General features: G+C 62.3%; 25 protein-coding genes and 3 tRNA genes. 12 read left to right on the top strand and 16 right to left on the bottom strand.

The window, feature by feature from the left end:
- The first annotated feature begins 70 nt into the window (after positions 1 to 70).
- Positions 71 to 688, top strand: a complete 618-nt coding sequence (locus ACXIUA_RS04140) for a mycothiol-dependent nitroreductase Rv2466c family protein (RefSeq protein WP_071567647.1) — start codon at positions 71 to 73, stop codon at positions 686 to 688.
- A gap of 21 nt (positions 689 to 709) precedes the next feature.
- The gene (locus ACXIUA_RS04135) at positions 710 to 1,174 is read left to right on the top strand and encodes a ribose-5-phosphate isomerase (protein WP_256007940.1); all 465 of its coding nucleotides are present in this window, start codon (positions 710 to 712) and stop codon (positions 1,172 to 1,174) included.
- Here the strand turns inward: ACXIUA_RS04135 and ACXIUA_RS04130 are convergent.
- The 5 genes from ACXIUA_RS04130 to ACXIUA_RS04110 are packed head-to-tail and all read right to left on the bottom strand — an operon-like array spanning position 1,171 to position 6,091.
- Positions 1,171 to 2,004 carry an aldo/keto reductase gene (locus ACXIUA_RS04130; RefSeq protein WP_070362022.1) on the bottom strand — a complete coding sequence of 278 codons (834 nt, stop codon included), beginning with the start codon at positions 2,002 to 2,004 and terminating at the stop codon, positions 1,171 to 1,173. The genes ACXIUA_RS04135 and ACXIUA_RS04130 overlap by 4 nt on opposite strands.
- A gap of 10 nt (positions 2,005 to 2,014) precedes the next feature.
- A complete protein-coding gene (locus ACXIUA_RS04125) occupies positions 2,015 to 3,439 on the bottom strand; it encodes a cytochrome b/b6 domain-containing protein (protein ID WP_256007941.1) in 1,425 nt (474 codons plus the stop codon).
- Positions 3,439 to 4,419, bottom strand: coding sequence for an electron transfer flavoprotein subunit alpha/FixB family protein (locus ACXIUA_RS04120; protein WP_256000901.1), 981 nt, complete (start codon positions 4,417 to 4,419; stop codon positions 3,439 to 3,441). Before ACXIUA_RS04120 ends, ACXIUA_RS04125 begins: the two co-directional genes overlap by 1 nt.
- Before the next feature lie 23 nt (positions 4,420 to 4,442).
- Positions 4,443 to 5,222 carry an electron transfer flavoprotein subunit beta/FixA family protein gene (locus ACXIUA_RS04115; RefSeq protein ID WP_256007942.1) on the bottom strand — a complete coding sequence of 260 codons (780 nt, stop codon included), beginning with the start codon at positions 5,220 to 5,222 and terminating at the stop codon, positions 4,443 to 4,445.
- A 59-nt stretch (positions 5,223 to 5,281) separates the two neighbouring features.
- The gene (locus tag ACXIUA_RS04110) at positions 5,282 to 6,091 is read right to left on the bottom strand and encodes a DUF1542 domain-containing protein (RefSeq protein ID WP_256007943.1); all 810 of its coding nucleotides are present in this window, start codon (positions 6,089 to 6,091) and stop codon (positions 5,282 to 5,284) included.
- Positions 6,092 to 6,243: 152 nt separating this feature from the next.
- On the opposite strand from ACXIUA_RS04110, the gene ACXIUA_RS04105 reads away from it, so the two are divergent.
- From ACXIUA_RS04105 to ACXIUA_RS04080, 6 genes are all read left to right on the top strand, one after another.
- Positions 6,244 to 6,318, top strand: a tRNA-Gly gene (locus ACXIUA_RS04105).
- Between the two features lie 149 nt (positions 6,319 to 6,467).
- Positions 6,468 to 6,541, top strand: a tRNA-Pro gene (locus tag ACXIUA_RS04100).
- A gap of 77 nt (positions 6,542 to 6,618) precedes the next feature.
- Positions 6,619 to 7,971 carry a trigger factor gene (gene tig, locus ACXIUA_RS04095; RefSeq protein WP_070362026.1) on the top strand — a complete coding sequence of 451 codons (1,353 nt, stop codon included), beginning with the start codon at positions 6,619 to 6,621 and terminating at the stop codon, positions 7,969 to 7,971.
- A 191-nt stretch (positions 7,972 to 8,162) separates the two neighbouring features.
- Positions 8,163 to 8,744, top strand: a complete 582-nt coding sequence (locus tag ACXIUA_RS04090) for an ATP-dependent Clp protease proteolytic subunit (RefSeq protein WP_070362027.1) — start codon at positions 8,163 to 8,165, stop codon at positions 8,742 to 8,744.
- Between the two features lie 20 nt (positions 8,745 to 8,764).
- The gene (locus ACXIUA_RS04085; protein WP_070362028.1) at positions 8,765 to 9,385 is read left to right on the top strand and encodes an ATP-dependent Clp protease proteolytic subunit; all 621 of its coding nucleotides are present in this window, start codon (positions 8,765 to 8,767) and stop codon (positions 9,383 to 9,385) included.
- 157 nt (positions 9,386 to 9,542) lie between these two features.
- The gene (locus tag ACXIUA_RS04080) at positions 9,543 to 10,871 is read left to right on the top strand and encodes an MFS transporter (protein WP_256007945.1); all 1,329 of its coding nucleotides are present in this window, start codon (positions 9,543 to 9,545) and stop codon (positions 10,869 to 10,871) included.
- Here ACXIUA_RS04080 and ACXIUA_RS04075 read toward each other — a convergent pair.
- Positions 10,868 to 11,455: a hypothetical protein gene (locus tag ACXIUA_RS04075; protein WP_256007946.1), complete on the bottom strand. Its 588-nt coding sequence runs from the start codon at positions 11,453 to 11,455 to the stop codon at positions 10,868 to 10,870. The two genes, ACXIUA_RS04080 and ACXIUA_RS04075, sit on opposite strands and share 4 nt — an antisense overlap.
- A gap of 49 nt (positions 11,456 to 11,504) precedes the next feature.
- Entirely contained in the window at positions 11,505 to 12,275 is a 771-nt protein-coding gene (locus ACXIUA_RS04070; RefSeq protein WP_256000907.1) for an alpha/beta fold hydrolase, read from the bottom strand.
- A 126-nt stretch (positions 12,276 to 12,401) separates the two neighbouring features.
- Here ACXIUA_RS04070 and clpX point away from each other — a divergent pair, with 126 nt between their 5' ends.
- Positions 12,402 to 13,679, top strand: a complete 1,278-nt coding sequence (gene clpX / locus ACXIUA_RS04065) for an ATP-dependent Clp protease ATP-binding subunit ClpX (RefSeq protein ID WP_070362031.1) — start codon at positions 12,402 to 12,404, stop codon at positions 13,677 to 13,679.
- Between the two features lie 16 nt (positions 13,680 to 13,695).
- On the opposite strand, the gene ACXIUA_RS04060 is transcribed toward clpX, so the two are convergent.
- Positions 13,696 to 14,445 carry a TetR family transcriptional regulator gene (locus tag ACXIUA_RS04060; protein ID WP_071573556.1) on the bottom strand — a complete coding sequence of 250 codons (750 nt, stop codon included), beginning with the start codon at positions 14,443 to 14,445 and terminating at the stop codon, positions 13,696 to 13,698.
- 241 nt (positions 14,446 to 14,686) lie between these two features.
- Between ACXIUA_RS04060 and ACXIUA_RS04055 the strand changes: the two genes are divergently transcribed.
- Genes ACXIUA_RS04055 through ACXIUA_RS04045 form a run of 3 tightly spaced genes read left to right on the top strand, consistent with a single transcriptional unit; the run spans position 14,687 to position 18,661 of the window.
- Positions 14,687 to 15,673 (top strand): malate dehydrogenase, encoded by a 987-nt coding sequence (locus ACXIUA_RS04055; protein WP_457976196.1) that lies wholly within the window; start codon positions 14,687 to 14,689, stop codon positions 15,671 to 15,673.
- Between the two features lie 42 nt (positions 15,674 to 15,715).
- The gene (locus ACXIUA_RS04050) at positions 15,716 to 18,424 is read left to right on the top strand and encodes a valine--tRNA ligase (RefSeq protein WP_457976195.1); all 2,709 of its coding nucleotides are present in this window, start codon (positions 15,716 to 15,718) and stop codon (positions 18,422 to 18,424) included.
- On the top strand, positions 18,425 to 18,661 hold the full coding sequence (locus ACXIUA_RS04045; protein ID WP_457976194.1) for a hypothetical protein: 237 nt from the start codon (positions 18,425 to 18,427) through the stop codon (positions 18,659 to 18,661).
- A 177-nt stretch (positions 18,662 to 18,838) separates the two neighbouring features.
- Here the strand turns inward: ACXIUA_RS04045 and ACXIUA_RS04040 are convergent, their stop codons facing one another.
- From ACXIUA_RS04040 to ACXIUA_RS04005, 8 genes are all read right to left on the bottom strand, one after another.
- On the bottom strand, positions 18,839 to 19,267 hold the full coding sequence (locus ACXIUA_RS04040) for a hypothetical protein (RefSeq protein ID WP_457976193.1): 429 nt from the start codon (positions 19,265 to 19,267) through the stop codon (positions 18,839 to 18,841).
- A gap of 26 nt (positions 19,268 to 19,293) precedes the next feature.
- Positions 19,294 to 19,731 carry a type II toxin-antitoxin system death-on-curing family toxin gene (locus tag ACXIUA_RS04035; protein WP_205634841.1) on the bottom strand — a complete coding sequence of 146 codons (438 nt, stop codon included), beginning with the start codon at positions 19,729 to 19,731 and terminating at the stop codon, positions 19,294 to 19,296.
- A 78-nt stretch (positions 19,732 to 19,809) separates the two neighbouring features.
- Positions 19,810 to 20,382: a Panacea domain-containing protein gene (locus tag ACXIUA_RS04030; protein WP_457976192.1), complete on the bottom strand. Its 573-nt coding sequence runs from the start codon at positions 20,380 to 20,382 to the stop codon at positions 19,810 to 19,812.
- 246 nt (positions 20,383 to 20,628) lie between these two features.
- On the bottom strand, positions 20,629 to 20,754 hold the full coding sequence (locus ACXIUA_RS04025; RefSeq protein ID WP_457976191.1) for a hypothetical protein: 126 nt from the start codon (positions 20,752 to 20,754) through the stop codon (positions 20,629 to 20,631).
- 87 nt (positions 20,755 to 20,841) lie between these two features.
- Positions 20,842 to 20,915: transfer RNA gene (locus tag ACXIUA_RS04020), tRNA-Arg, on the bottom strand.
- Positions 20,916 to 20,966: 51 nt separating this feature from the next.
- On the bottom strand, positions 20,967 to 22,634 hold the full coding sequence (locus ACXIUA_RS04015) for a phospho-sugar mutase (RefSeq protein WP_457976190.1): 1,668 nt from the start codon (positions 22,632 to 22,634) through the stop codon (positions 20,967 to 20,969).
- A gap of 2 nt (positions 22,635 to 22,636) precedes the next feature.
- Positions 22,637 to 23,287 (bottom strand): deoxyribose-phosphate aldolase, encoded by a 651-nt coding sequence (gene deoC, locus ACXIUA_RS04010; RefSeq protein WP_457976189.1) that lies wholly within the window; start codon positions 23,285 to 23,287, stop codon positions 22,637 to 22,639.
- A 36-nt stretch (positions 23,288 to 23,323) separates the two neighbouring features.
- The gene (locus ACXIUA_RS04005) at positions 23,324 to 24,688 is read right to left on the bottom strand and encodes an MFS transporter (RefSeq protein ID WP_457976188.1); all 1,365 of its coding nucleotides are present in this window, start codon (positions 24,686 to 24,688) and stop codon (positions 23,324 to 23,326) included.
- Between the last annotated feature and the right edge of the window lie 11 nt (positions 24,689 to 24,699).

Genomic DNA, 24,699 nt, shown 5'->3' with positions numbered 1-24,699 from the left:
ACTCGCCGTACCTGTGTGTTTTTCGCTATGGTGGCTGCATAATTTCCGGAACGAATGGAGGAATGATTCTGTGACTGCACCAGTTACCTTTTGGTTCGACGTAAGCTGCCCATTTTGCTGGCTCACTTCGCGCTGGATGAAGGAAGTAGAAAAGGTCCGTGACATCACGGTCGAGTGGGTGCCGATGTCACTGTCCATTCTTAACGACGGCCGCGACATCCCCGCCGACTACGCCAAGATGATGGAGGCCAACTGGGGTCCCGCGCGCGTGTTCGCAGCGGTGAAGCGCGACCACCCAGAGAAGATCGACGCGCTCTACACCGCGATGGGCACCGCCATTCACGCCGGGGAGCAGGGCGGAAAGAAGGGCTACGGCGCCTACGACGAGATCATCGCGGCAGCACTCGAAGAGGTAGGTCTCGACGCCAGCTACGCCGACGTCGCCAACACGAACGAGATGGAGGAGCTGCTGGGCACCTACCACCAGGGTGCGATGGACGCCGTCGGTGACGAGGTGGGCACCCCGGTGGTCAAGCTCGGAGACACCGCATTCTTTGGGCCGGTCATCACCCGCGTCCCAACCGGTGAGGAGGCAGGCAAGCTTTTCGACGCCTCCCTGGCACTGAGCGAATACCCCTACTTCTTCGAACTGAAGCGTTCCCGCACGGAACCGCCGCAGGTGAGCTAGCAGGAAGGTAGGGTAGAGCGCATGCGTATTTACCTTGGGGCAGATCATGCCGGTTTCGAACGAAAGAATCAGATTAAGGCCCACCTGGAGGAGCAGGGCCACGAAGTCATCGACTGTGGTGCGCACGAGTATGACGCCCTCGACGACTACCCGGCGTTTTGCATCGCCGCAGCTGAGCGGACGGTAGCGGACGAAGGCTCCCTCGGCATCGTGTTGGGCGGCTCTGGCAATGGTGAGCAGATCGCCGCGAACAAGGTGAAGGGCGCTCGCTGCGCCTTGGCGTGGTCTGAGGAGACCGCGCGCCTGGCACGCGAGCACAACAACGCGCAGCTCATCGGTATCGGTGGGCGCATGCACACCGAGGAAGAAGCGCTGAAGATCGTCGACGCGTTCATTGGTCAGGAGTGGAGCAACGAGGAGCGCCACCAGCGCCGCATCGGCATCCTGTCCAAGTACGAGGAGACGGGCGAAGCCCCGGCTATCTAGCCCAGTTCTTCGTAGTCCGCGGGGTGCGGGCCGTGGCGCCCGAACTCCTCCTCGTCGAGCGCGACGATGGCGGACATTTCTTCGGGGCTGAGCGTGAAGTCGAAAATGTCCATGTTTTCACGCATCCGCTCCGCGGATGTGGTCTTGGGGAACACGATCACGTCGTTCTGCAGATGCCAGCGTAGAACCACCTGCGCTGGCGTTTTGCCGTGTGCCTCGGCGGCGTCGGTAATTTCGGGGAAGTCCGTGAGGTCGTAGGCGCCGCCACCGAGCGGAGCCCAGCCCTCGATGGCGATATTGTGCACACGCATCGCGTCGAGCTCTTTCCAGTTCTGGAACAGCGGATGCAGCTCAACCTGGTTGACCACGGGGGTGACGTCGGTGTGCATCTCAATCTGCTCAATGTGCTCTGGCAGGAAGTTTGAGACGCCGATGGAGGTGGTGAGTTTAGCCTCGCGGAGTCCAATGAGGGATTTCCACGCATCCACGTATGCGCCCTGTCCGGGCAGCGGCCAGTGAATGAGGTAGAGGTCCACGTGGTCAAGACCGAGTTTCTCTAGCGACTCCTCGAGCGCCGCCGGGGCATCGTGGTGGCGGTTGTTCCACAGCTTCGTGGTGATGTACAGCTCCTCGCGCGGGATCCCCGACTTCGCGATTGCCTTGCCGACGCCCTCTTCGTTCCCATAAATGTGGGCGGTGTCGAAGTGCCTGTAGCCTGCCTCCAGCGCTTCGCTGACCAACCGCTCGGCCTCCTGCGGATCTACGCGGTGGAGGCCGTAGCCGAGTTGAGGGATTGATGTGCCGTCGTGAAGCGCAAACATGGGTACCATGCGCTTTACTTTAGCGGCTTGTCACCTTGCCAGTCGCTTGCGCCACCGGGGCTACCAGCGCGGGGCGAGCCAGCCTGCACACCACCGCGATCACGGCTGCCGCAACGAGGAACAGGATGACGCCAGTCCAGCTCGTGCCGTACACGTCTGGGTCGACGTCGCCGGAGGCAGCGAACATCGCGTTCATGTTCCTGCGCAGACCCGTGGTGAGCACCAGGAAGACGTGCACCACGGTGAACAGGACGAAGAACAGCATGGTGGGGAAGTGAATGGAGCGTGCAGCCTTCAGCGAGAAGAAAGTCCAGGACTTCGGCCACCACTCGCTCATGCGAGCGCCGGAGAGGATCGCCAGCGGCGCGGCGAGGAACACCACCGCGAAGTACGACAGCTCTTGCAGCGCGTTGTAGTGCACCCACGGGTTTTCCGTCGGCCAGTCCAGGCTGAGGTACTGGATCCCCGCGGAGACCGCTTGCGGGATGACCTCCCAGCTCGTGGGCACAATGCGCATCCACTGACCGGTGGCGAACAGCACGATGTAGAACGCCACACCGAGTGCCACCCAGAGCACGTCAATGGTGAGGTGCAGCCACAGGGTAAGAGAAATCTTCTTCTTGGGGTTTGTGCGCGGCGCCCAATAGGCTTCGGGTTTGCGCTCGTGGCGCACGGTTATACCAGTCTTGATGATGAGCGCCATAAGCAGCATGTTGAAGAAGTGCGACCACCCCAACCATGCCGGCAGCCCGACAGGTGCGCCTTCGGGCAGCGGCTGCTGGCCGGTGTAGCGCTCGATGAAGCTGCTGCCCGTCGGGGTGCCGACGAACCAGCGCGCCACCAGGACCGCGACTACGAACGCAGCGAGCAGGGCCGCGCCACCAATCGCCCACCAGCGACGCGATGGAGTTTGAGTCGGCGCAGGCACGGGCTGTGCCGCCGGCTCCGGCCGCTCGGGCTGTGCTAGCTGCGGCGTGGACTCGACTGCTGGTACCGGTACCAGTTCCGGTGCCTGTTCTGCAGCCTTCGCCGCTGCGCCGTAGAGCGGAGGAACCGCCACAGCTGGGTCCTCTGGGACGTCGACACTGGCGACAGGCGGGAACGGGCCAGCCCCGGCAGTACGCGGAAGGCCCTGACGCACGGCGACCGTGGTGAGCGGGCCAGCTGGTTGCTCCGCAGCCGCTGGGAACACCTGCTGCACGGCAGGGTCCGTAGCGACTGCGACCGAGTCGGTAGGAGGCCATGGCTGGCCGCTCGGGGTACGAGGCAGGCCGCGACGGAGGGGCGTCGATACGCCTTCGGGTTGCGCTGGGGCCGGAGCCGCTTGAGCTCCGACCAGATCGCCGCTCACGGCCGGGTCGGGTTCGAGCGCGACCTCATCAACTGGTGGCCACGGCTGGCCGCTCGCTACACGGGGCAGGCCACGACGAAGGTGCACCTGCATTACTCGGACGCCTCCGTGCCGCGGCGAGCTGCGATCTGCTCGATGAGTTCCGGCACCACGTCGAAGAGATCGCCAATGATGCCGAAGTCCGCGATATCGAACAGCGGAGCGTCCTCATCGTTGTTGATCGCGATGATGGTGTCGGCTGTCTGCATGCCCACGAGGTGCTGCACAGCGCCGGAAATGCCGATGCCGATGTAGAGCTTCGGGCTGACCACGATGCCGGTCTGCCCAATCTGGGCGTCGTGGCTGATTTGGTCCTCGTCCGCAGCGGAGCGGGTCGCGCCGACTGCGGCGCCGAGCTCGTCGGCAAGCCCGCCCACGAGCTGCTCGAACATGTCCGCGTCACCCAAAGCAACGCCTCCTGCAACCACGCGATCTGCGGTGAGCAGCTCCGGGCGCGTCGAGGTGCGCACCACCGGTGTCACCGAAGTCACCGTCGCGGCGCGCGTCCCGGAGGCAGTGACGTCCAACTCGTGAACCTCGGGCGCGGTGGCGTCCGCACGGCGATCGATCGCGCCGATGCGCACCGTAATAATTGGCGCCGAGTGGGTCGCTGCAGCGGTTGCGGTGTAGGCGCCGCCGTAGTTCTCGTGGTCCGTTACAATGCCCTGGTCGTCTCGGCGGACATCAATCGCGTCGGTGAGCAGGGCCTTGCCCTTGCGCACGGCCAGGCGCGACGCGACGTCGCGGCCGCGGACGGAGTGGGCGAGGATCACGGCTGCCGGGTCGATGGCGTTGAACGCGGCCTCGGCGGCGTCGACAAGTGGGACTGCCTGCTGCTGCGCGTCAACGTTAGTGGTCAGCACCACGGCTGCGCCGAGCTCGCCGAGCGCTTCGGTGTGTGCAGGGTTGGTGGTCAGCACCACCGGGGTACCCAGAGGCGCGGCTGCGCCGATGAGTTCGGCGGCGGTGGAGTCGAGCTGGTCGTCGTGCGTCGCATCGAGCACGACCAAAACTGTGCGGGGGGAGGTTGCCATGTCAGTATCCTTCGTTCGGCGGGTTAGATGTAGTGCTTCTCTGCAAGGAAGTCGACCAGCTGGCCCACAGCGTTCGGGCCGTAGTCAATGATCTCGCCACGCTCACGCGCAGGACGCTTTTCGACGTCCACCATGATCGCCCGCGGCCGTGCGAAATCCTCCGCGTCGACACCGAGCTCCGCCAGCGTCAGCGTGTGCAGTTCCTTCTTCTTTGCCGCCATCAGACCCTTGAAGTTTGGGAAGCGGGCATCAGGGTACTCGTCCGAGACCGCGACCAGCGCCGGGAGTTGCGCCTCGAGGGTGAGCGTGGCGTGATCGCTGACCTGCGTCGCGGTCACCGTGTCGTTGCTGAGCGTGACCTCGGTCGCGTTGGCGATGGCGGGCCAGCCGAGCATCTCTGCGAGCAGTCCAGCCATGACGCCGCCACCGCCGTCAGAGGACGCGGTACCGAGCACAACCAGGTCGTAGTCCTTGTTGCGCAGCGCCGCCGCGAGCACTTCTGCCGTCAGTGTCACGTCCGCGCCGAGGAGGGCGTCGTCGGCAATGATGTAGGCATCATCCGCGCCCATCGCGATGCCCTTGCGCACGCTGGCATGCGCTGTTTCTGGCCCTACCGTAATGAGGTCGATGATGGTTTCCTCGTCGCCGCGGGCCTCTTTCAGCCGCATCGCGGCTTCGACGGCGCGTTCGCAGACCTCGTCAGCGACGACATCACCGGAGCGATCGGTCAGGCCGGTTTCCAGATTCAGGTCGCGGTCGCCGTACGTATCCGGGACTTCCTTGAGCAACACTGCAATGTTCACGAAACGCTCCTTCAGCGGTGGGGTGCTAAACGGTAGGCATTCTAGCGCACTGGCCTGGACTAAAAGTCAAATCCCCCGAAGTCGAAGCCACCGCCATCCCCAAAGAGGCCGCCGTCACCGAACAGGCCCTCGCCGCCGACGTCGCCCATATCGCCCATCTCCCCGGCATCACCGATGTCTCCAGCATCTCCCATATCGCCGAAGTCGCCTGCGCCGGCGTCCCCGAAGTCACCCGCTGCGAAGGCCTCAGGCGATGGTGTGCCGGCCATACCTGCGAACATCGCGGAGTAGAACATCATCGAACTTGCAGCCCACATGCCAGTCATCATCGCTGGAGCCCACCAGGCGGTGGAGTACCAGCCGGCCGGTACTGGGCGGCCGGCGACAACGCCGCCAGGGTAGTAGTTCGGGGTGCGCTCAGAAGCGTACGGGGATGCGGTGACGGTGGTGCCGTCTTCCTGGCGGATCGTTCGCTCCTCGGTCACCCGGCCCGCGCGACGCTGGCCTTCCAGTTCCGGAAGGTCAGGACCGGCAGGCAGCCCCATAATCTCGCGCGCTGCGTTGACATAGTGCAGCCCTTCCAGGGCAGATTCGCGAGCGAGCATAGCCTGCTTCGGTGTGGTCGCCTGGCCCAGCGCGCCACTTGCTGCGTTGTAGCGTTCAGAGGCGTCGGCGATCGCCTGGGTCGAAGCGGCGTCGGTACCGGAAATAGTAAGGACTTGGGAGCCAAGTCGCTCTGTCCAGCGGCGTGCGTCCGCAATCGCGTCCTCGAGCTGGAGCTGTTCGCGCTGGTTGGTCGCGCCATTCTGGCGGCTCTTTATCAGGTACACCGCGGCGCCAACGATAGCGAGGATCAAAATGAGGTTCATAGTGAGGGAAAGCTCCTTCGGGATCGGCCACAAATTATCAGTACTTACAACGTGCAACGCACGTGGTCGGGAGAAAGTTCCACGCTAAGCGGGTGGTTTTGTCTCAAAGTGGGCGGTGGGTTACACTTGCGCCCATCACCTTTTGGTGAAGTGGGAATGTCGTATAGTGGCTAATACCTCAGCCTTCCAAGCTGAAGACGCGGGTTCGATTCCCGTCATTCCCTCCAAGTAGTAAAAAGGACGCGGTTACACAGGATGTGTAGCCGCGTTTTTGTTTGCGTGCCCGTTCGGCTTCAAAAGACGTGCTGTCCTGTGGATTTGCGTATTGCTCTGGGGCATGGTTATAGTTGCCAACGTCGCAATGAGCAATCATTCGCGGGGCGTGGCGCAGTTTGGTAGCGCACCTGCTTTGGGAGCAGGGGGTCGCAGGTTCAAATCCTGTCGCCCCGACATCAACAAGCCCGCTAGAAATAGCGGGCTTGTTTACATATCCGTACAATTTACCCGATTAATTACAGGAGTAATCCGTGAAGACTTCCGTCGACAAGCTCAGTGAGACTCGTGTCAAGTTGGACGTCAGCGTTCCTTTCGATGAGCTCGGCAAGGAAATCGACCAGGCGTACAAGTCAATTGCGCAGCAGGTCAACATTCCTGGCTTCCGTCGCGGTAAGGCTCCTCGCCAGCTGATCGACGCCCGCTTCGGCCGTGGCCCGATCCTGGAGCAGGTTGTCAACGACATGCTGCCAACCCGCTACGAGAAGGCTGTCCTGGAAAATGGCCTGAACCCGATCGGTCAGCCAGAGATCAACATCACCAAGATCGAGGACAACGACGTCGTCGAGTTTACCGCTGAGGTCGACGTTCGCCCAGAGATTACTGTCCCTGACTTCTCCAAGATTGACGTCACTGTTCCGGCCCTCGAGGTCAGCGACGAGGACGTCGACAAGGAGATCGACCAGCTCCGCGAGCGCTTCGGCGAGCTCAAGGACACCAAGCGCAAGATGAAGACCGACGACTTCGCAGTCATCGACCTGCACGCTGAGGTTGACGGCGAGAAGGTTGAGGAGGCTTCCACTGAGGGCCTGACCTACCAGATCGGCTCGGACGACCTGATCAAGGGCCTCGACACCGCGCTGCGCGGCATGAAGACCGGCGAGGACAACGAGTTCACAGCGACGATCGAGTTCGGCGAGCACAAGGGCAAGGAAGCCACCATCAAGGTGCACGTCCAGCAGTCGAAGGAGCGCAAGCTTCCTGACTTTGACGACGAGTTCGCTCAGATGGCCTCCGAGTTCGACACCGCTGAGGAGTTGCGCGAATCCACCAAGGAGCAGCTCGCTGAGGACAAGAAGACCCAGCAGGCAGCTGACATCCGCGACGAGGTACTGAAGGCAGCGCTCGAGGAGACGAAGTTCGAGCTTCCGAAGTCCATCGTCGAGGAGCAGGAGCACAACATGCTCCACCAGATGCTCGGCCAGCTGGCACACGACGAGGCTGCTGTCGCACAGTTCCTCGAGGCACAGGGCATGACCCGCGAGGAGTTCGACAAGAAGAACCACGAGCAGGCTGAGTCCGCTGTCCGTACCCAGCTGTTCCTGGACGCTGTTGCTGACCAGGAGGAGCCTGAGGTTTCCCAGCAGGAGATGACCGACCACATCCTGTTCACCGCGCAGTCCTACGGCATGGACCCGAATCAGTTCGTGGCGCAGCTGCAGCAGGCAGGCCAGATCGGTAACCTCTTCGCAGACGTCCGCCGCGGCAAGGCACTCGCTACCGCGATCTGCCGCGTGTCCGTGAAGGACGACAAGGGCGAGACCGTCGACCCGAACGATTACTTCGGTGAGGTTGAAGAGGAAGAAGCAGAGGCTTCCGAAGACTAAATCTTGAGTTGAAACGCCCCGGCGATGCGCACGCGTTGCGCCTACGCCGGGGCGTTTCGCCATTCACTACGGGTTCACAACGTACGTGTACGCCATCAGCGAACAACCCCGTGCAAAGTGGACTATCGGAGTAGGGTGGTGGCATTGTTGACGCTACATAAAAGAGTTTGAACCACGAAGGAGCCATTTTTATGACATCCCCATCGCAGGGCATGAACTTGGGTGATTCTGTCTATGAGCGCCTGCTGCGCGAGCGCATTATTTTCCTGGGCCAGCAGGTTGACGACGAAATTGCGAACAAGCTGTGCGCGCAGATCTTGCTGCTGTCCGCGGAGGATCCAACTCGCGACATTTCGCTGTACATCAACTCCCCGGGTGGTTCCGTGACTGCCGGCATGGCGATTTATGACACGATGAAGTACTCGCCGTGCGATATTGCTACGTACGGCATGGGCTTGGCGGCGTCGATGGGGCAGTTCCTGCTCTCTGGCGGCACGAAGGGCAAGCGTTACGCGCTTCCGCACGCTCGGATTATGATGCACCAGCCGTCCGCAGGCGTTGGCGGTACTGCTGCCGACATTGCTATTCAGGCTGAGCAGTTCGCTGCGACGAAGCGCGAGATGGCCCAGCTTATCGCTGAGCATACCGGCCAGACTTTCGAGCAGATTACGAAGGATTCCGACCGTGACCGTTGGTTCACGGCCCAAGAGGCGATGGAGTACGGCATCGTGGACCACGTTATTGAGAGCGCTCAGGGCTCGATCAGCAACTAAGTAGACAGGAGAATTTACGTATGTCTTTCCAAATGCCTTCCTCCCGCTACGTGCTGCCGCAGTTCTTGGAGGAGACCTCCTTCGGCACGAAGCAGATCGACCCATACGGCAAGCTTTTCGAGGAGCGCATCGTCTTCCTGGGCACCCAGGTCGATGACACCTCCGCGAATGACATCATGGCGCAGCTGCTGGTGCTGGAGTCCCAGGACCCGGATCGCGACATCACGATGTACATCAACTCGCCGGGTGGCTCGTTTACCGCGCTGATGGCGATTTACGACACGATGCAGTACGTCCGCCCGGACGTGCAAACGGTGTGCCTCGGCCAGGCTGCGTCCGCTGCGGCGGTCATCCTTGCCGCTGGTGCGCCGGGGAAGCGCGCTGCGCTGCCGAACTCGCGGGTGCTGATCCACCAGCCCGCGACGCAGGGTACCCAGGGCCAGGTTTCTGACCTTGAGATCCAGGCCAATGAGATCGAGCGCATGCGTCGCCTGATGGAGGACACACTCGCGCACCACACCGGTCGCACTGCGGAGCAGGTCCGTATTGATACGGATCGCGACAAGATCCTTACCGCGCAGGAAGCTGTCGAGTACGGCATCATCGACCAGGTCTTTGATTACCGCAAGCTGAACGGCTAACTTCTGATCGCTTGTCGACGCCACCACGGGTAACCGGGTGGCGTCTTTTTGTGTGCTTGACAAAGCGTGAATAAAAGGGCGCGAATAGACAGACCGTGCGGTACATTCTTCACACATCTGCGAAAACACGACACGTGAAGATAAAGGAAAGACCGCGGTGGATATTAGAACCTCCATTAACACTCGGCCGATGAGCCCGTACCAGTGGCTGATCATTGCCGTCATTACCTATTTGAACGCCCTTGACGGCTATGACCTCGTCGCAACCGCATTTGCGGCGCCGCACCTGGCGGAGGAGTTCGCGATCGGCTCGTCCCTGCTGGGTTGGGTGCTGTCGGCGGCGCTGCTCGGCGTTGGTGTCGGCGCGGCGGTCTTTGGGCCTGCGGGGGATCGATGGGGGCGTCGAAACGTGATTCTTGTGGCGCTGCTGATTGACACCGTGGGCTTGCTCCTGTCGGGCTTCGCGGGGAGTACCGCGGCGTTTATCGCGTGGCGCTTCGTCACTGGTGTGGGCGTGGGCGGCGTGCTCGCGTGCGTGACGGTGCTGGTCAGTGAGTATTCTAACGACCGGTTCCGTGGGCTGGCGATGGCGGTCTACGCGTCGGGGTACGGCGTTGGAGCGACGCTGTGCGGCGTGCTGGCGTCCAAGGTTGTGGAGAGCCACGGCTGGCACTGGATCTTCTTCGTGGGCGCGGCTCTGTCTGCCGTGGCGCTGGTGCTTGCAACGGCGTTGCTGCCGGAGTCGGTGGACGTGCTCGCAAGCCGTGGTGACGCTGCGCGCGTTGAGCGTATCGCACGCCGCATTGGGCACGGAGGAGCAGTGGTTCCGGCCCAGACGAGCGCCCCGGCTTCCGCCTCGGGCGCCCTGCGCGCAATCGTCTCCCCTGCATGGCTGTCGACGACTGTACGGATCTGGATCGCATTTTCGCTGATCAGCTTTGGTTTTGCTTTTGCTAATTCCTGGACGCCCAAGTTGCTCAATGAACTGGGACTGTCCGCGCAGCAGGGTATTTTCGGCGGCATCATGATCGCGTTCGGCGGCACGATCGGCTCGCTGATCTTCGGAGTGATTACCACGCGTGTTGACGCCCGCGTGCTGCTCATCGCCTTCGCCATCGGTGGCGCGGGCGCGTTGGTGGCCTTCATCTTCTCCGCGGGCGCGTCGTTGGTGGCGTTCCCGCTGGGCGTACTGGTTGGTATGTTGCTGAACGCGTGCGTTACTGGCATGTACACCGTGACTCCGGCGTCCTACCCGACGCACTTGCGGGCGACCGGCGTTGGAGTGGCGTTGGCTGTGGGGCGAGTTGGTTCGGTCTGCGGACCACTGCTCATCGGCTACCTCGCCGAGGCCGGGCTGGGGCCACGTGGACTCTACATCGTTGCAGCAGGCGTGTTCGTGCTGAGTGCGGTCGCCCTGGTAGGGCTGCGAGCGCCGGCCGCGAAGCCGGTCGTCGTCAAGAAGCCAGCGGAGGTGCTGCAGGCTTAAGGGCAGTACGGGACCGCGTCGCGCACCGCGGCCGGTGCGGAGGTGAAGTCCTTACGGTCCCAGCAAGCGTTGCCTTCGTGCTCGCCGACGGGGTCAACGGATGCCCAAGAGTTGCCGTTGGAAGCCCAGAAGTACTCCTGGCCGTTCGGCATCACGGTGCGGGCCCAGTCGCCGTCGCAGAAGGTGCTGTATTCGTCGCTCGCTGACTGCTGGCCCTGCTTCGGCCACGCGCACGTCGCGCCGTTCTGTGGGGCGGGCTCGGCAGGCTGTACCGGCGCGGGCTCGTCGCTGTCATCATCGCTAGAGGAGGCAGAAGAGCTCGACTTTTTCGAAGAACTCGAGGAGCTAGACGAGCTTGAGCTCTTCTTCGAGGTACTCGTCGATGTCTTTGTCGAGGTGGACGTCTCGGTCTCGGTCGCGTCCTCGTCATCATCGTCCAGCGCCGGGCTTGTCGACGTCTCCTTCGCCGGGAACGAGATCTCAGGCTCCGCCAAACGATCCTCCGGCGACGAGTTACACCCGGCCAACAGCGTCGTGCACGTCAAGAGTGCGGCAAGCACAAGTTTGGGCCGGGTGTTCATCACTAGGGGATCCTTTCTGACAGACTTCTGCGTCTAGCGTAGCCGACAAATCTTAGCCCAAAAACTTCAGCAGCGCTTCATTGAACGGAGCAGGGTTCTCGATGGGCACCTGGTGCGAGCCCGGCTCAATGACCACAGACTCCACGGGGCCTGCGACGCCGTCGGCGATTTCGGCCAGTTTGTCCGGGCCGGTACCGGCGTCGCCGGTGGCCGCGATGGTCAGCACTGGGCAGGTGATCTGATCCAGGTGGGAAGCGAAGTCCCACTTTGCCAAGGCATCGCCGTTTTGGGCGTAGCCCTCGGGGTCGATGGCGCTGACCATGTCGTGGATGCGCTCGACTTCCCCTGGGTGGGCGTCGATAAATGCTGGGGTGAACCAGTTAGGAATGAGCATGTCGGCGATGGGGCCCATGCCTTCCTCCCGTGCGATGCGCGTGCGCTCGTCCCACTGCTCATTGCCACCGAGGTAAGTCGCGGTGCAAGCGAAGACAGCCTTCTCCACGCGCCCGCTGTACGCCGCAAGATACTGCGCAATGGCGCCGCCGAGGGAGAGGCCGACAACGCTGAAGCGGTCGACCCCCTCACGGTTGAGCGCGCTCAAGATATCCTGCGCAAGCAGCTTCACGGTTGCGGAGCCAGGAGCCACCTGGGCGACGTCGGAGCCGCCGTGCCCGCGATGATCGACCGCGATGACACGGTGGTGCTTCGCCAGCTCAGGAATCTGCTTCGACCAGGATTCGTGCGTCGTCGCGATGGAGGAGAGCAGCACCACGGTGCTGGTGTTGTCTTTATTGCCGTATTCCACAGTATGTATATGCGTCATGCGCTCCATTGTGCCCTTGATCGCCACAATGCGCGACAACGTGCGAGAGTGTGTGAGTTTGACGCACCCGCTAAGCTCTAAGGTCAACCCTTAGGCGAGACGAAGAAGCTGGAGTCCAACGCATCTATGGCAACATCCCAAAACACCTCAAACCTGTTGAAGTGCTCCTTTTGCGGCAAGACGCAGAAGCAGGTTCGCAAGCTCATTGCCGGTGGCGGAGTCTACATCTGTGATGAGTGCATCGAGCTGTGCAACGAAATCATCGAGGAAGAACTCGGCGGGGCGCAGGCTGAGCAGGATGAGGCTGCGGATCGGCTGCCGAAGCCAAGTGAGATCACCAAGTTTTTGGACCAGTACGTCATCGGGCAGGACTCGGCGAAGCGCACGCTCGCGGTGGCGGTGTACAACCACTACAAACGCATCCGGGCGGAGTCGGAGAATGTAACGAACCGCAAGCGTGATGAGGAAGTGGAGATCGCGAAGTCGAATATCTTGCTGCTGGGGCCGACGGGCTCCGGCAAGACGTACCTCGCGCAGTCGCTTGCCAGGATGCTCAACGTGCCATTCGCAATTGCCGACGCCACCAGTCTCACCGAGGCGGGGTACGTCGGAGAGGACGTCGAAAACATCTTGCTGAAGTTGCTGCAGGCCGCGGACTTCGACGTTAATCGGGCGCAGCACGGCATCATCTACGTCGACGAGGTAGACAAGATCTCCCGCAAGTCCGAGAACCCCTCGATTACCCGCGACGTGTCCGGCGAAGGCGTGCAGCAGGCACTGCTGAAAATCCTGGAGGGCACGGTCGCGTCCGTGCCGCCGCAGGGCGGGCGCAAGCACCCGAACCAGGAGTTCATCCAGATTGATACGACGAACATCCTGTTCATCGTCGCCGGTGCGTTCGCGGGCTTGGACAAGGTGATTGCGGAGCGCGTGGGCAAGAAGGGCATCGGATTCGGGGCGGAGATCGATTCGAAGCAGGAGCGCGACGAAGCCAACATGCTGGCGCAGGTGCAGCCGGGTGACCTGGTGAAGTTCGGCCTCATCCCTGAGTTCATTGGGCGCCTGCCGATCATCGCGAACGTGGAGAACCTCGACCGCGACGCCATGGTGCGCGTACTCACCGAGCCGAAGAACTCACTGGTAAAGCAGTACAGTCGCCTCTTTTCGATGGACGGCGCCCAGCTCACGCTCACCGAGGATGCCCTCGAGGAGATCGCGGACCGCGCTGCCGAGCGCAACACTGGCGCCCGTGGCCTGCGCGCCATCATGGAAGAAGTGCTCGTGCCCATCATGTACGACCTGCCCGACCGCGAGAACGTCAGCGAAGTCGTCATCAACGGCGACGTGGTGCGGGGCGCTGCAGAGCCGCAGTTCGTGGAAGCGGAAGGGCAGCGCTCGGCGTAAGGCTGCCGAGTCGCAGCTAGTAGATGTCGTAGAGGTCGTCGCTGGCGCCGGTGCCTTCGCTGTCCGGCAGGGGAGTGGCCTCGAGGTAGCTTTCGTAGCCCGAGGGCGCGATGTTGGACGTCAAAAACGCCAGCACGGTATCAATAACCATGCGCCGCATCCCTTCGACGTTCCGCGGCTCGTCGAGGTCGAGGTGGCTCGTAATTATCGACGCCGCGTTGCCCGATACCCGCAGCGTGCTTAGCGCCGTGAGCAGGGCGAGTACGTCATCGGCGGAGATCCCCGGCCGGAAGGCGCCGGCGTCTTGGCCCACGAGCAGGAGGCGCTCGACGTGCAGCGTGATCTCGCTGCGGCCGTGCACAATGTCCGCCGAGGCGTCCTCGAGGACCGGCTCGAGCCGCTCACGAATGAGCAGCTGAACTGCCTCAGGGTTGTCCTGGAAGGAGTGGAACATGCTGTCTACGAAGCGGCGCATGCCATCAACTGGGACTGCGTAGGAGCGCTGCAGGATCTCTTCGGGTGGAGCCAGGCGGTCGAGCGCGCGCCTGATCGTTTTTGCGTAGAGGCCCTTTTTGTCGCTGAAGTGGTAATGGATCATCCTTTTCGACATGCCGGTTTCCTTTGCGATGGCACCCAGCTTTGTTTGGGAGAAGCCGCCGCGGGCGAACATGTCGAGGGCGATGTCAACAACACTGTCGATTTCTGCGTTGATATCTGGTTCAGGTGCTTTGATACTCGCCGAGGTGGGGTCGGTGGGGAAATCCATCGTTGTATCCGCTCCTGAATTACTACGCGTGCGTGAATGTTGGCTCATTGGTGACATCTACTTTTCTCTATGATGCCCCCATTTGAGAATTTGCACCGTGTAAAACGGGAATTTGTTTGCCTTACTATGCCTTTTAGGCCTAAAGGGGGGAGGGTATGCACGATTTCGGGGGTAGTGTGTCGGTTGTACTACCTATACTTTGAATGTCAGGTACCGCACTCTATTGACCCGAGGTTTTTCTATGTCACACCATTCTTCCACTCCCGTTAAAGTCGTTGTCACCGGCGCAGCAGGCAACATTGCGTACTCCCTGCTGTGGCGTATTGCCTCCGGCGACGTCTTTGGTGCGGATCAGCCGGTCGAGCTGACGTTGCTAGAGATCCCGGCAGCTGTCCGCGCGGCGGAGGGTACCGCGATGGAGCTGCACGACTCTGCCTTCCCACTGGTGACTGGTATCAACGTTTCCGATGACCAGTTCAAGGCATTCGAGGGCGCAAACGCCGCGTTCCTGGTTGGCGCGAAGCCACGCGGTAAGGGCGAGTCCCGCGCGGACATGCTCACCGCGAACGGCAAGATCTTCGTCGAGCAGGGCAAGGCCATCAACGCTGGCGCTGCGGACGATATCCGGGTGCTCGTCGTGGGCAACCCTGCGAATACGAACGCGCGTATCGCTGCGAAGGCCGCGGCGGATGTCCCTGCCGAGCGCTTCAATGCCTTGATGCGACTGGACCAGAATCGTGCACTGTCCATGCTGGGCCAGAAGCTGGAGGTGCCGTCGTCGACAATTGAAAAGATGGTGGTGTGGGGCAACCACTCGGATACTCAGTTCCCGGATGTGACCTTCGCTGAGGTCGGCGGCGAGAAGATTGCCGACAAGCTGGACCGCGATTGGTACGTCGACGAGTTCATCCCGCGCGTTGCCAAGCGCGGCGGTGAGATCATCGAGGTTCGCGGTAAGTCCTCGGCGGCCTCGGCTGCTTCGGCGGCAGTTGACCACATGCGTGACTGGGTCAACGGCACCAACGGCAAGTGGACGACGGCAGCGCTGCCTTCCACCGGCCAGTACGGTGTCGAGGAGGGGCTGCTTTTCGGCTTCCCGGTGATCGGCCGCGAGGGCAAGTGGGAGGTCGTCGAGGGGCTGGAGATCAGCGACTTCCAGCGCGAGCGCATCGACAAGAACGTCGAAGCGATGCGCGGCGAGTGGGAGATTGCCTCCAAGCTTTTCTAACCGGTCGCGCCTACCGGAGGTTGATGGCTAAGATAGTCAACCGTGACTGACGCGACTGAACATTTGGTAGGCAAGAACCGAGCCGATGCGCTCCCGAAGTCTTGGGAGCCCGGCGAACACGAGCAGGCTTTGTACGAGGGCTGGGTGGAGAAGGGATACTTCACCGCTGACGCTTCCTCGGACAAGCCTGCTTATTCTGTGGTGCTGCCCCCGCCGAATGTGACGGGGCAGCTGCACATGGGCCACGCCCTGGACCACACGCTCATTGATGTTATGGTGCGCCGCAAGCGCATGCAGGGCTACGAGGTGTTGTGGTTGCCGGGTATGGACCACGCGGGCATCGCTACGCAGACGAAGGTCGAGGCGAAGCTGAAGGCCGAGGAGGGCAAGGACCGCTACGACTATGGCCGCGAAGAGTTCGTGGACAAGGTGTGGGAGTGGAAGCACCAGTACGGCGGCACCATCACCACGCAGATGCGGGCTATCGGTGACTCCGTGGACTGGTCGCGCGAGCGCTTCACGCTTGACGACGGCCTCTCGCGCGCAGTGCAAACAATCTTCAAGCAGCTCTACGACGCGGGCATGATCTACCGCGACTACCGCCTGGTGAACTGGTCGCCGGTGCTGGAGACCGCGGTGTCCGACATTGAGGTCGTTTATAAGGACGTTGAGGGCGAGTTCGTCTCCATCCGTTACGGCTCGCTCAACGACGACGAGCCGCACCTGGTCGTTGCCACGACCCGTGTTGAGACCATGCTTGGCGACGTCGCTATTGCCGTCCACCCGGACGACGAGCGCTACACGGACCTGGTTGGCCAGGAGTTCGATCACCCGTTCCGCGATGACCTGAAGATTCAGGTGATTGCCGACGATTACGTCGATATGGAACTGGGCACCGGCGCGGTGAAGATCACGCCTGCGCACGACCCGAACGACTACGAGATGGGCTTGCGTCACAACCTGGACATGCCGATCATCATGGACGAGACCGGCCACATCGCCGATACCGGCACCAAGTTTGACGGTATGAGCCGCGAAGAGGCGCGCGTGGCGGTGCGCGAGGCGCTGGCGGAGCAGGGGCGCATCGTCAAGGAGGTGCGCCCGTACGTGCACTCGGTGGGCCACTCGGAGCGCTCCGGTGAACCGATTGAGCCACGCCTGAGCCTGCAGTGGTTCGTCAAGGTTGAAGAGCTGGCGAAGATGTCCGGCGATGCGATCCGCAACGGCGATACGAAGATTCACCCGGCGTCGATGGAGAAGCGCTACTTCGACTGGGTGGACAACATGCACGACTGGACGATTTCGCGCCAGCTCTGGTGGGGCCACCGCATCCCGATCTGGTACGGACCGAATGACGAAGTGGTCTGCGTCGGCCCTGACGAGGAGCCGCCGGCTGGCTACACCCAGGACCCGGACGTGTTGGATACCTGGTTCTCCTCTGCGCTGTGGCCGTTCTCGACGCTCGGCTGGCCTGAAAAGACGCCGGATCTGGAGAAGTTCTACCCGACGTCCGTGCTGGTTACCGCGTATGACATTTTGTTCTTCTGGGTCGCGCGCATGATGATGTTCGGCACCTTTGCTGGAAAGAACACCCCGGAGATCCTCGGCGAGGGGGTTGACGGCCGTCCGATCATCCCGTTCACGGACCTGTACCTGCACGGCCTGGTGCGCGACGAGAAGGGCCGCAAGATGTCGAAGTCCCTGGGCAACGGCATCGACCCGATGGATTGGGTCGAGCGCTACGGCGCTGACGCGCTGCGCTTCGCCCTTGCGCGCGGCGCGAACCCGGGCGTGGACTTGCCGATCGGTGAGGACAACGCCACGTCCGCGCGTAACTTCGCCACCAAGCTGTACAACGCGACCCGCTTCGCTCTGATGAACGGCGCAGCGGTTGGTCCGCTGCCGGCCCGCGAGGAGCTGACGGACGCCGACCGCTGGATCCTGGACCGCGCGGAGGAAGTCCGCGCGAAGGTCGACACCTACTTGGACGACTACCAGTTCGCGAAGGCGAACGAGGATCTCTACCACTTCGCGTGGGATGAGCTGTGTGACTGGTACCTGGAGATCGCAAAGACCCAGATTCCGCGCGAGGGCGAGACCGCGCAGGGGCGCATCACGCAGATCGTGCTCGGCCGCGTGCTCGACGTGGTGCTGCGCCTGCTGCACCCGACGATGCCGTTCATCACCGAGGTCCTGTGGACCGCGTTGACGCAGCAGCCTTCGGTGACGCAGGCACCATGGCCGACTGCGGAAGACACCAATGGTGGCGTCGAAACGGATGATGTGGCGCGCCGCAGGATCCAGGATGCGATCAAGCTGATTACTGAGCTGCGTCGCTTCCGCGCTGACCAGGGTGTGAAGCCGAACCAGAAGGTGCCGGCGAAGCTTGACTTTGCCAAGGCGGACCTGGCTGGGCTGGAAAACGTTATCCGCGATATCGCGCGGGTGGAGGCGCCTGCTGAGGACTTTGCGGCGTCGGCAAGCATTGAGATGCGCCTGAGTCAGGCGACGCTCGACGTGGCGCTGGACACCTCCGGCACCGTCGACGTTGCGGCCGAGCGCAAGCGCCTGGAGAAGGAACTCGCGGCGGCGGAGAAGGAGCTCGATACCACTGGCCGTCAGCTCGGCAATGAGCAGTTCCTGGCGAACGCGCCGGAGCAGGTCGTTGAGAAGATCAAGGTGCGCCAGCAGGTTGCGAAGGAAGAGTTCGCACGTGTGACGGCGCGCCTGGCGCAGCTGCCGGAGGCGTAGATGGCCGACAATGCTGACCTGCCGGAGCTTCCGGAGCTACCCGAGCAGTTCGATATCTCCGTCGAGGAGTCCGGGCTGCGCCTGAACCTGGGCGCGCCGCAGGCGGAGGAGACGGAAGACGTCGTCGCGCGCGAGGTCACGCCGTCCTGGTATGCGCGGGCACCGGTAGCGGTCAGAGAGACCCAGTCCACGTTCTTGTCCGGGTTCGCCTTGCGGTCCGTAAAGAGGGACACGTAGCCGGCTTCTTTGAGTGCGTTGATGGCCGTGAGGTAGGCGTCGCTCTCTAGCTGAGTGAGGGTGCGCAGTCGCTTGGGGTGCATCTCCTTGTTCTCCGCGGCGCCGACGTCGCTGGTGGTGGCCTCGGCGGCAAAGAGTGCGGCGCAGATGCTCAAGCACGAGGGTTGCAACAAAATATCAGGCATTGTTCCTCCAGCTCCTCGCGTACGTAACGACGAAAACGACGGTCGCGAACGCGCCGAGCAGACTCGAGAACACCTTGTTCTGAAGCGGGGCGACCTGCAAGAGCGATATGCAGAGGAAGTACACGCCGAAGGGAAGAAACGACATTTTTGGGTCCTCTTTGACCGGCTGTCGGATGCTTGAGCGCACGCCGTTTGACCTGCGGCGCTCGATAACAATGATGCACCCGATACATGGCACAAACAGGAGGAACGGCCAAAACTGGTCGAGAACAAAGATCAGCGGCAGGCTCGCCCCGAAGCAGACCGCCGCGCACAAGATCCACCCCCAAGGAACGGCCGGTTTCTCCCGGGTGCGTTCCTCAGTTTCATGCGCTGCGGCCAGCAACTCGCGGGCCTGAGCGGAAGACATTAAGACGGACATGGCGCCATGGTACATCGGGGGCAATGCTATTTTTGTCGGTAGCGTCGCGCTAGACCATCAATGTCGGCCCATCGTTGAAATGCGCGGCTGGTGTGTGCGATGACCGAATCCAAATCCGCGGCATGTGTAACGATGTACTCCATCAGTCGGGCGCCTTCTTCGCCTGCGGCTAAATCAGGTCCCTTGCCCTCTGGCTCTCGGACATGAACCGAAAACAAGCGCAGATAAGTGAGCCCAACGATAAGTGCGGTGCGCTTGTTGCCATCGGCAAACGGATGGTTATTGGCTATATGAACGGTCAGCGCGGCTCCTCTATCAAACACCGAGGCGTACCGGGGCTGGCCGCTGAATAACTGGAACGGGGCGTAAACTGCACTTTCCAAAGAAGCCCGGTCCACAGTAAATCCAAGATAACTCTCCGGTTCTCCGTTCGCGTTTACACGATCCCCGCAGCCTTGATTCACTGCGCACGCCAACTCCACGAGCATTTGAGCTAAAAGCTGCAATCTGGAAGCTTCACTGTGGTCAGACAATTGCGTTGATTACCGGTCCGCGAGGAGTGAAAGGGTGTTGTGCCATTCCGCTTCGACTTCATGTGCAGTGGCAAGCAGATGATCGAAGCTAGGAAGGTGATCCACGTCTGGCAGGGAAGGCGAGTCTGGGACAGAATGTCCTGACTGGAGCAACTCCGTGAACTCTTCGCGCATCGTGGTCATGCTCAAAGCGCTGTTACAATGTGCGCCCTCAACTGCGTTGCTGCGTGCTTCTTGCCAAGCTCGACCGTGGCTCATGTCTGACAACTCTGCGGATGTCAGCGAGCCGTAGAAGTTCACAACGCTTTCAATCGTTGCTCGGGCAAATGACGAAAGTGTTGAAGAATCTCCTCCAGGAACATCTGGAATGGTCCAGCCACGCGCAACGTTTTCTGTACTGCGGCGGAGGTCATAGGGGACGGGTCCTTTTGCCCAAGCTTGCAGCTCTTCTTCAAATAATGGCATTCCGGTCCAGGCAAGGTGCCAGCCTTGGGAAAAGAAGCAGATTTTGTAGAGCTTCATCTTGTCAACGCCGGGAATGAGCTCAGTCACATACTGGCCGACGTCAAGAATATTGGACATAGTGATCACCAACTTTTAGAGAGCCTTCAGGATCCCCACCGGTACTCGAACCTAATAGACCGCTATCCTACCAGCACATACGAGTGTGCTACGAGTGATGTTGTTTTGTTCGTGGGCTGTTCTTTACGGGACTGCCGGGGCGGCTGGCGCGCCACGTGGCAGGGGTGACGCCGCAGCGCTCGGCACATTCCGGAACGTGCCATAGGCGCGCCCTTGTCAGCTCATCGATAATGATGGGGTGCATGGTTACGCTGTCTTTTTGTTCTTGTCGATGCCGTAACCGACGGCAAGGAAGGCGAGGGCGAAAAGGGGGTTGGCGCCTGCAAGGGTGGTGATGATGCCGGTTCCGGCTCCGAGGAGGGTAAATCTCATTGTGGCTCCTTTCTTCAAAACCCACCATACAAACAAAAACACCCCCGCCACCAGGCAAAACGACAGGCAGCGGGGGTGATGAAAAAGTGCCCCCAGCAGGATTCGAACCCGCGACACACCGGGTAGAAGCCGGTTGCTCTAATCCACTGAGCTATGGAGGCTGAGCTGGGCGTCGACAAATCGGCGCCCAAGCCTTCGATAGTATAGCGCAGTTAGATTCCGCACAGCGCGCGGGTGGCGTCGCTGATGGTGGCCAGGCGGGCGTCGGCGGCGGCCCAGTCAGGTGCTTCGCCTGTTTCTACTGGCAGGACGACCTCGAGGTAGCACTTCAGCTTCGGTTCGGTGCCGCTCGGGCGGATGACTACGCGGTCGTTGTCCGCGGTGCGGATCAGGATGCCGTTGGTGCCTGGGGTGGCGCCGTAGCCGTTGTTGAGGTCGACGTACTCGACAACCTCAGAGCCGGCGAGCTCCGTCGGGGTGTGCGCGCGGAGGCGCTGCATGGCGTCGCTGATGAGGGAGAGGTCGTCGACGCGGAAGGTCAGCGGCTGGGTGCGGTACAGTCCGTACTTGCTGGCCAGGGCGTCGAACTGCTCGAGCACGCTCATGTTGCGCGCCTTGAGCTGCGCCACGATCGAGCCGACGATCACCGCGGCGGACATGCCGTCCTTGTCGCGGGCGTGCGCTGGGTCGACGCAGTAGCCGATTGCTTCCTCGTAGCCGAACACGAGCTGCGGGGTGCGCCCGATCCACTTGAACCCGGTGAGCGTCGTCGCGTGATCCAGCCCGTGGGCTGCCGCGATTTTGCCGAGCAGCCTGCCCGAAACAATCGAGCACGCCGTCGAGCCGCCCTGCGCACGCGACGCCACGTACTCGCCGATCAGCGCGCCGGTTTCGTCGCCGGAGAGCTTCACCCAGCCGTTGCCCAGCGGGGTGCCCGCGCTCGGGGCGGTGCGCGCCGGGACTGCGACTGCGCAGCGGTCGGCGTCGGGGTCGAGGGCGATAATGACGTCCGCGTTGACCTCGTTCGCCTTCTCTACGGCGAGGTCGAGGGCGCCGTCTTCCTCCGGGTTGGGGAAGGCGACGGTGGGGAAGTCAGGGTCAGGCTTCCACTGCTTCTCGACGCCCACTACGTCCCCAAAGCCCGCAGCCTCCAGGGTGGTGCGTGCGAGTTCGCCACCGACGCCGTGCATTGGTGTGAGCACGATCGTGATCGGTGGGGTGTCGTCGAGGTCGCTAAGCGCGCTGGTGGCGGCGACGTAGTCCTCGCGGGTGTCCACCTGCTCGATGGTCGTGTCCAGTGGGAGCTCCGTCGCGCCGGGTGCGGCGGCGATGCAGGCGGCGATCTCGGCGTCGGCAGGTGAGATGATCTGGCAGCCGGCGGCGTTATCTGCGTCGACGACGCGCCCGCCGAGGTAGACCTTGTAGCCGTTGTCCCACTTCGGGTTGTGGGAGGCGGTGACCATGATGCCGGCGTCGGCGTTGAGCGTGCGCACGCTGAAGGAAGTCAGCGGGGTCGGCTGGGCCAGCGGCAACAGCATGGCGTGCCCACCCGCGCCGGCGACGACCTCAGCTGCGGCCTGCGCGAATTTGGCGGAGCCGTGGCGGGCGTCGCACCCGATGACCACGCGAGGCGTGTCCACCTGCTGCTTGAGCCATTCCAAGAGCCCGGCGGTGGCGCGCATGACCACGGCCTGGTTCATGCGGGACTCGCCGAAGCCAATCTCGCCGCGCAGCCCAGCGGTGCCGAACTGGAGCGGGCCTGCGAAGGCTTTTGTAAGCTCGGCCTCGTCGTCGAGGACGGCAGTTAATGCCTCGCGGGTGGCGGGATCGGGATCTTGCGCGATCCAAGCCTCGGCCTGTGCACGAAGATCAGTAGCCATTGCTAGTTCCACCCCTCCAGCACCGTAGCGGAGCTGGACAGGCCCAGGCGGGACGCGCCAGCCTCAATCATTTCCTTCGCGGTGGCGGCGTCGCGGATACCGCCGGAGGCCTTCACGCCGAGCTTGTCGCCGACGGTCTCACGCATCAGTTTCACGGCGTGCGCGGAGGCGCCACCGGCGGGGTGGAAGCCCGTCGAGGTCTTCACGTAGTCGGCACCGGCCTCCATGGAAGCCTTGCACGCTGCGACGATCTCGTCGTCCGTGAGGACGGCGGACTCGATAATGACCTTGAGCAGTTTGTCGCCGCACGCCTTCTTTACTGCGGCGATGTCGTCGCGTACGACGTCCCACTTGCCTTCTTTCGCGGCCCCCAGGTCGATGACCATATCGACCTCGTCTGCACCGTTGTCAACACTGTGGGCGGCGTCGGCTGCCTTTGCCGCGGTTGGGACAGCGCCGGAAGGGAATCCGCACACCACCGCGACCTTCAGGTCAGCTGGGGTTTCGATCGGCAGCATGGATGGGGAGACGCAGACGGAGAACGTGCCGAGGTGCGAAGCTTCGTCGATAAGCTTGGCGACGTCCTCGTGGGTGGCCTCCGGCTTGAGCAGCGTGTGGTCGATCATCTGGGCGACATTTTGGCGAGTAAGCATGTTGAAAAACTCCTTGAGTTGTAGAAAGTGTGCAGGTTAAGCCGGTTGCTTCATGCGCGCGGTGAGCGCTGCATAGAGCGCGGTGCCGGCGACTGCGATGATGGCCAGGATGAGCATGACGGTGGGGTAGCTGCCCGAGTTTTGTGGCAGGAAGCCTGGCACCCCAAGGTCGAGATCCACCAGCTTCGCGCTGTACGCGATGCCGAGCGGGACGGCGACGTTGATTGTGAGGTTGTAGAAACCGATTGCGATACCCGACTTCGCAGCGGGGATGTTGCCGATTGCCGTCGCGACCAGTGGCGCGTACAGCAGGGCGAAACCGCAGGCGAAGAGCAGGGAGGAAAGCATGAAGACCCACGGGCTGGCTTCCATCCCGACTGCGAGGATCAGCAACGCGATGGTGATGGAGGCGAGTGCGGTGAAGATCGCGGGGCGCGTCGGCAAGAACTTGCCAATCTTGCCCGAGAGCGCACCGACGATGACGGCGCCGGTGTAGCCCGGGATGAGCAGCAGGGAGGCGTCGTCAGCGCTGAGCCCGTGGACAGCCTTCGCCATCGCGGGGAAGAGCACCAGGTAGCCGAGCTGCACCGAGTAGACAATCGCGACCAAGATGATGGCGGTGACGTAGGCGCGGTTCTGGAAGAACTCCGGGTTGACCAGCGGGCGCTTGCCCTTCTTCACGTGCGCGATGAACGCGATGAGCGCGAGTGCCAGCGGAATGAGCCACAGAAACTGGAACGCTTGCATGAACATGATGGCGCTGGTCGCCAGCACGGCGATGAGGAAGAGCCCCAGCCAGTCGACGTGGCCCGACTCCAGCGAGGCCTCCTCCGGGACCGTCTTCATGATGACGGGGACAGCGAAGGCCAGGATGAGCGGGATCAAGAACATCGCGGTCCACGAGATATGGGTGGCGATGTAGCCCGAGGTCAGCGCACCGAAGAGCGTTGCGCCCTGGAACGCGGAGGTAGAAAAGCCAAGGTAGGTCTTCTGGTCTTTCTCGCTGAGGTGCTTGGTCACGTAGATGACGTAGAGCGTCTCCGCCGCGGCGAGGCCGGTGGTCTGCACCACGCGGCCGACCAGGACCAGCCCCCACACGTTCTGGCCGAGGTAGCCGATGACCGAGCCGACCAGCGTCAGCGTGATACCGACCATCAGCAGCTTGCGGATACTCACCACGTCAGCCAATGCCGCGTACACCACCGCGCCGATGCCGATGATCACGCCCGCGAGCGAGGCCTGCAAGCTGACCTCATTGAGGGAAAGGTTGAGCGCCTCACCCATCGAGTCGGTCATGAACTTGAAACCGTTATCGATGATCAGTGAGAACACGAAGGTAAACAGGATGATCGGCACGGCCCGCTTCGGGCTGAGCGCCTTTTGAACTGTTTGAGATGTCATGGTGAGTTCCT

The organism is Corynebacterium sp. UMB8791, from assembly GCF_054166365.1.
The sequence above is the reverse complement of the archived record's forward strand: the minus strand, read 5'-3'. Positions and strand labels throughout refer to the sequence as shown.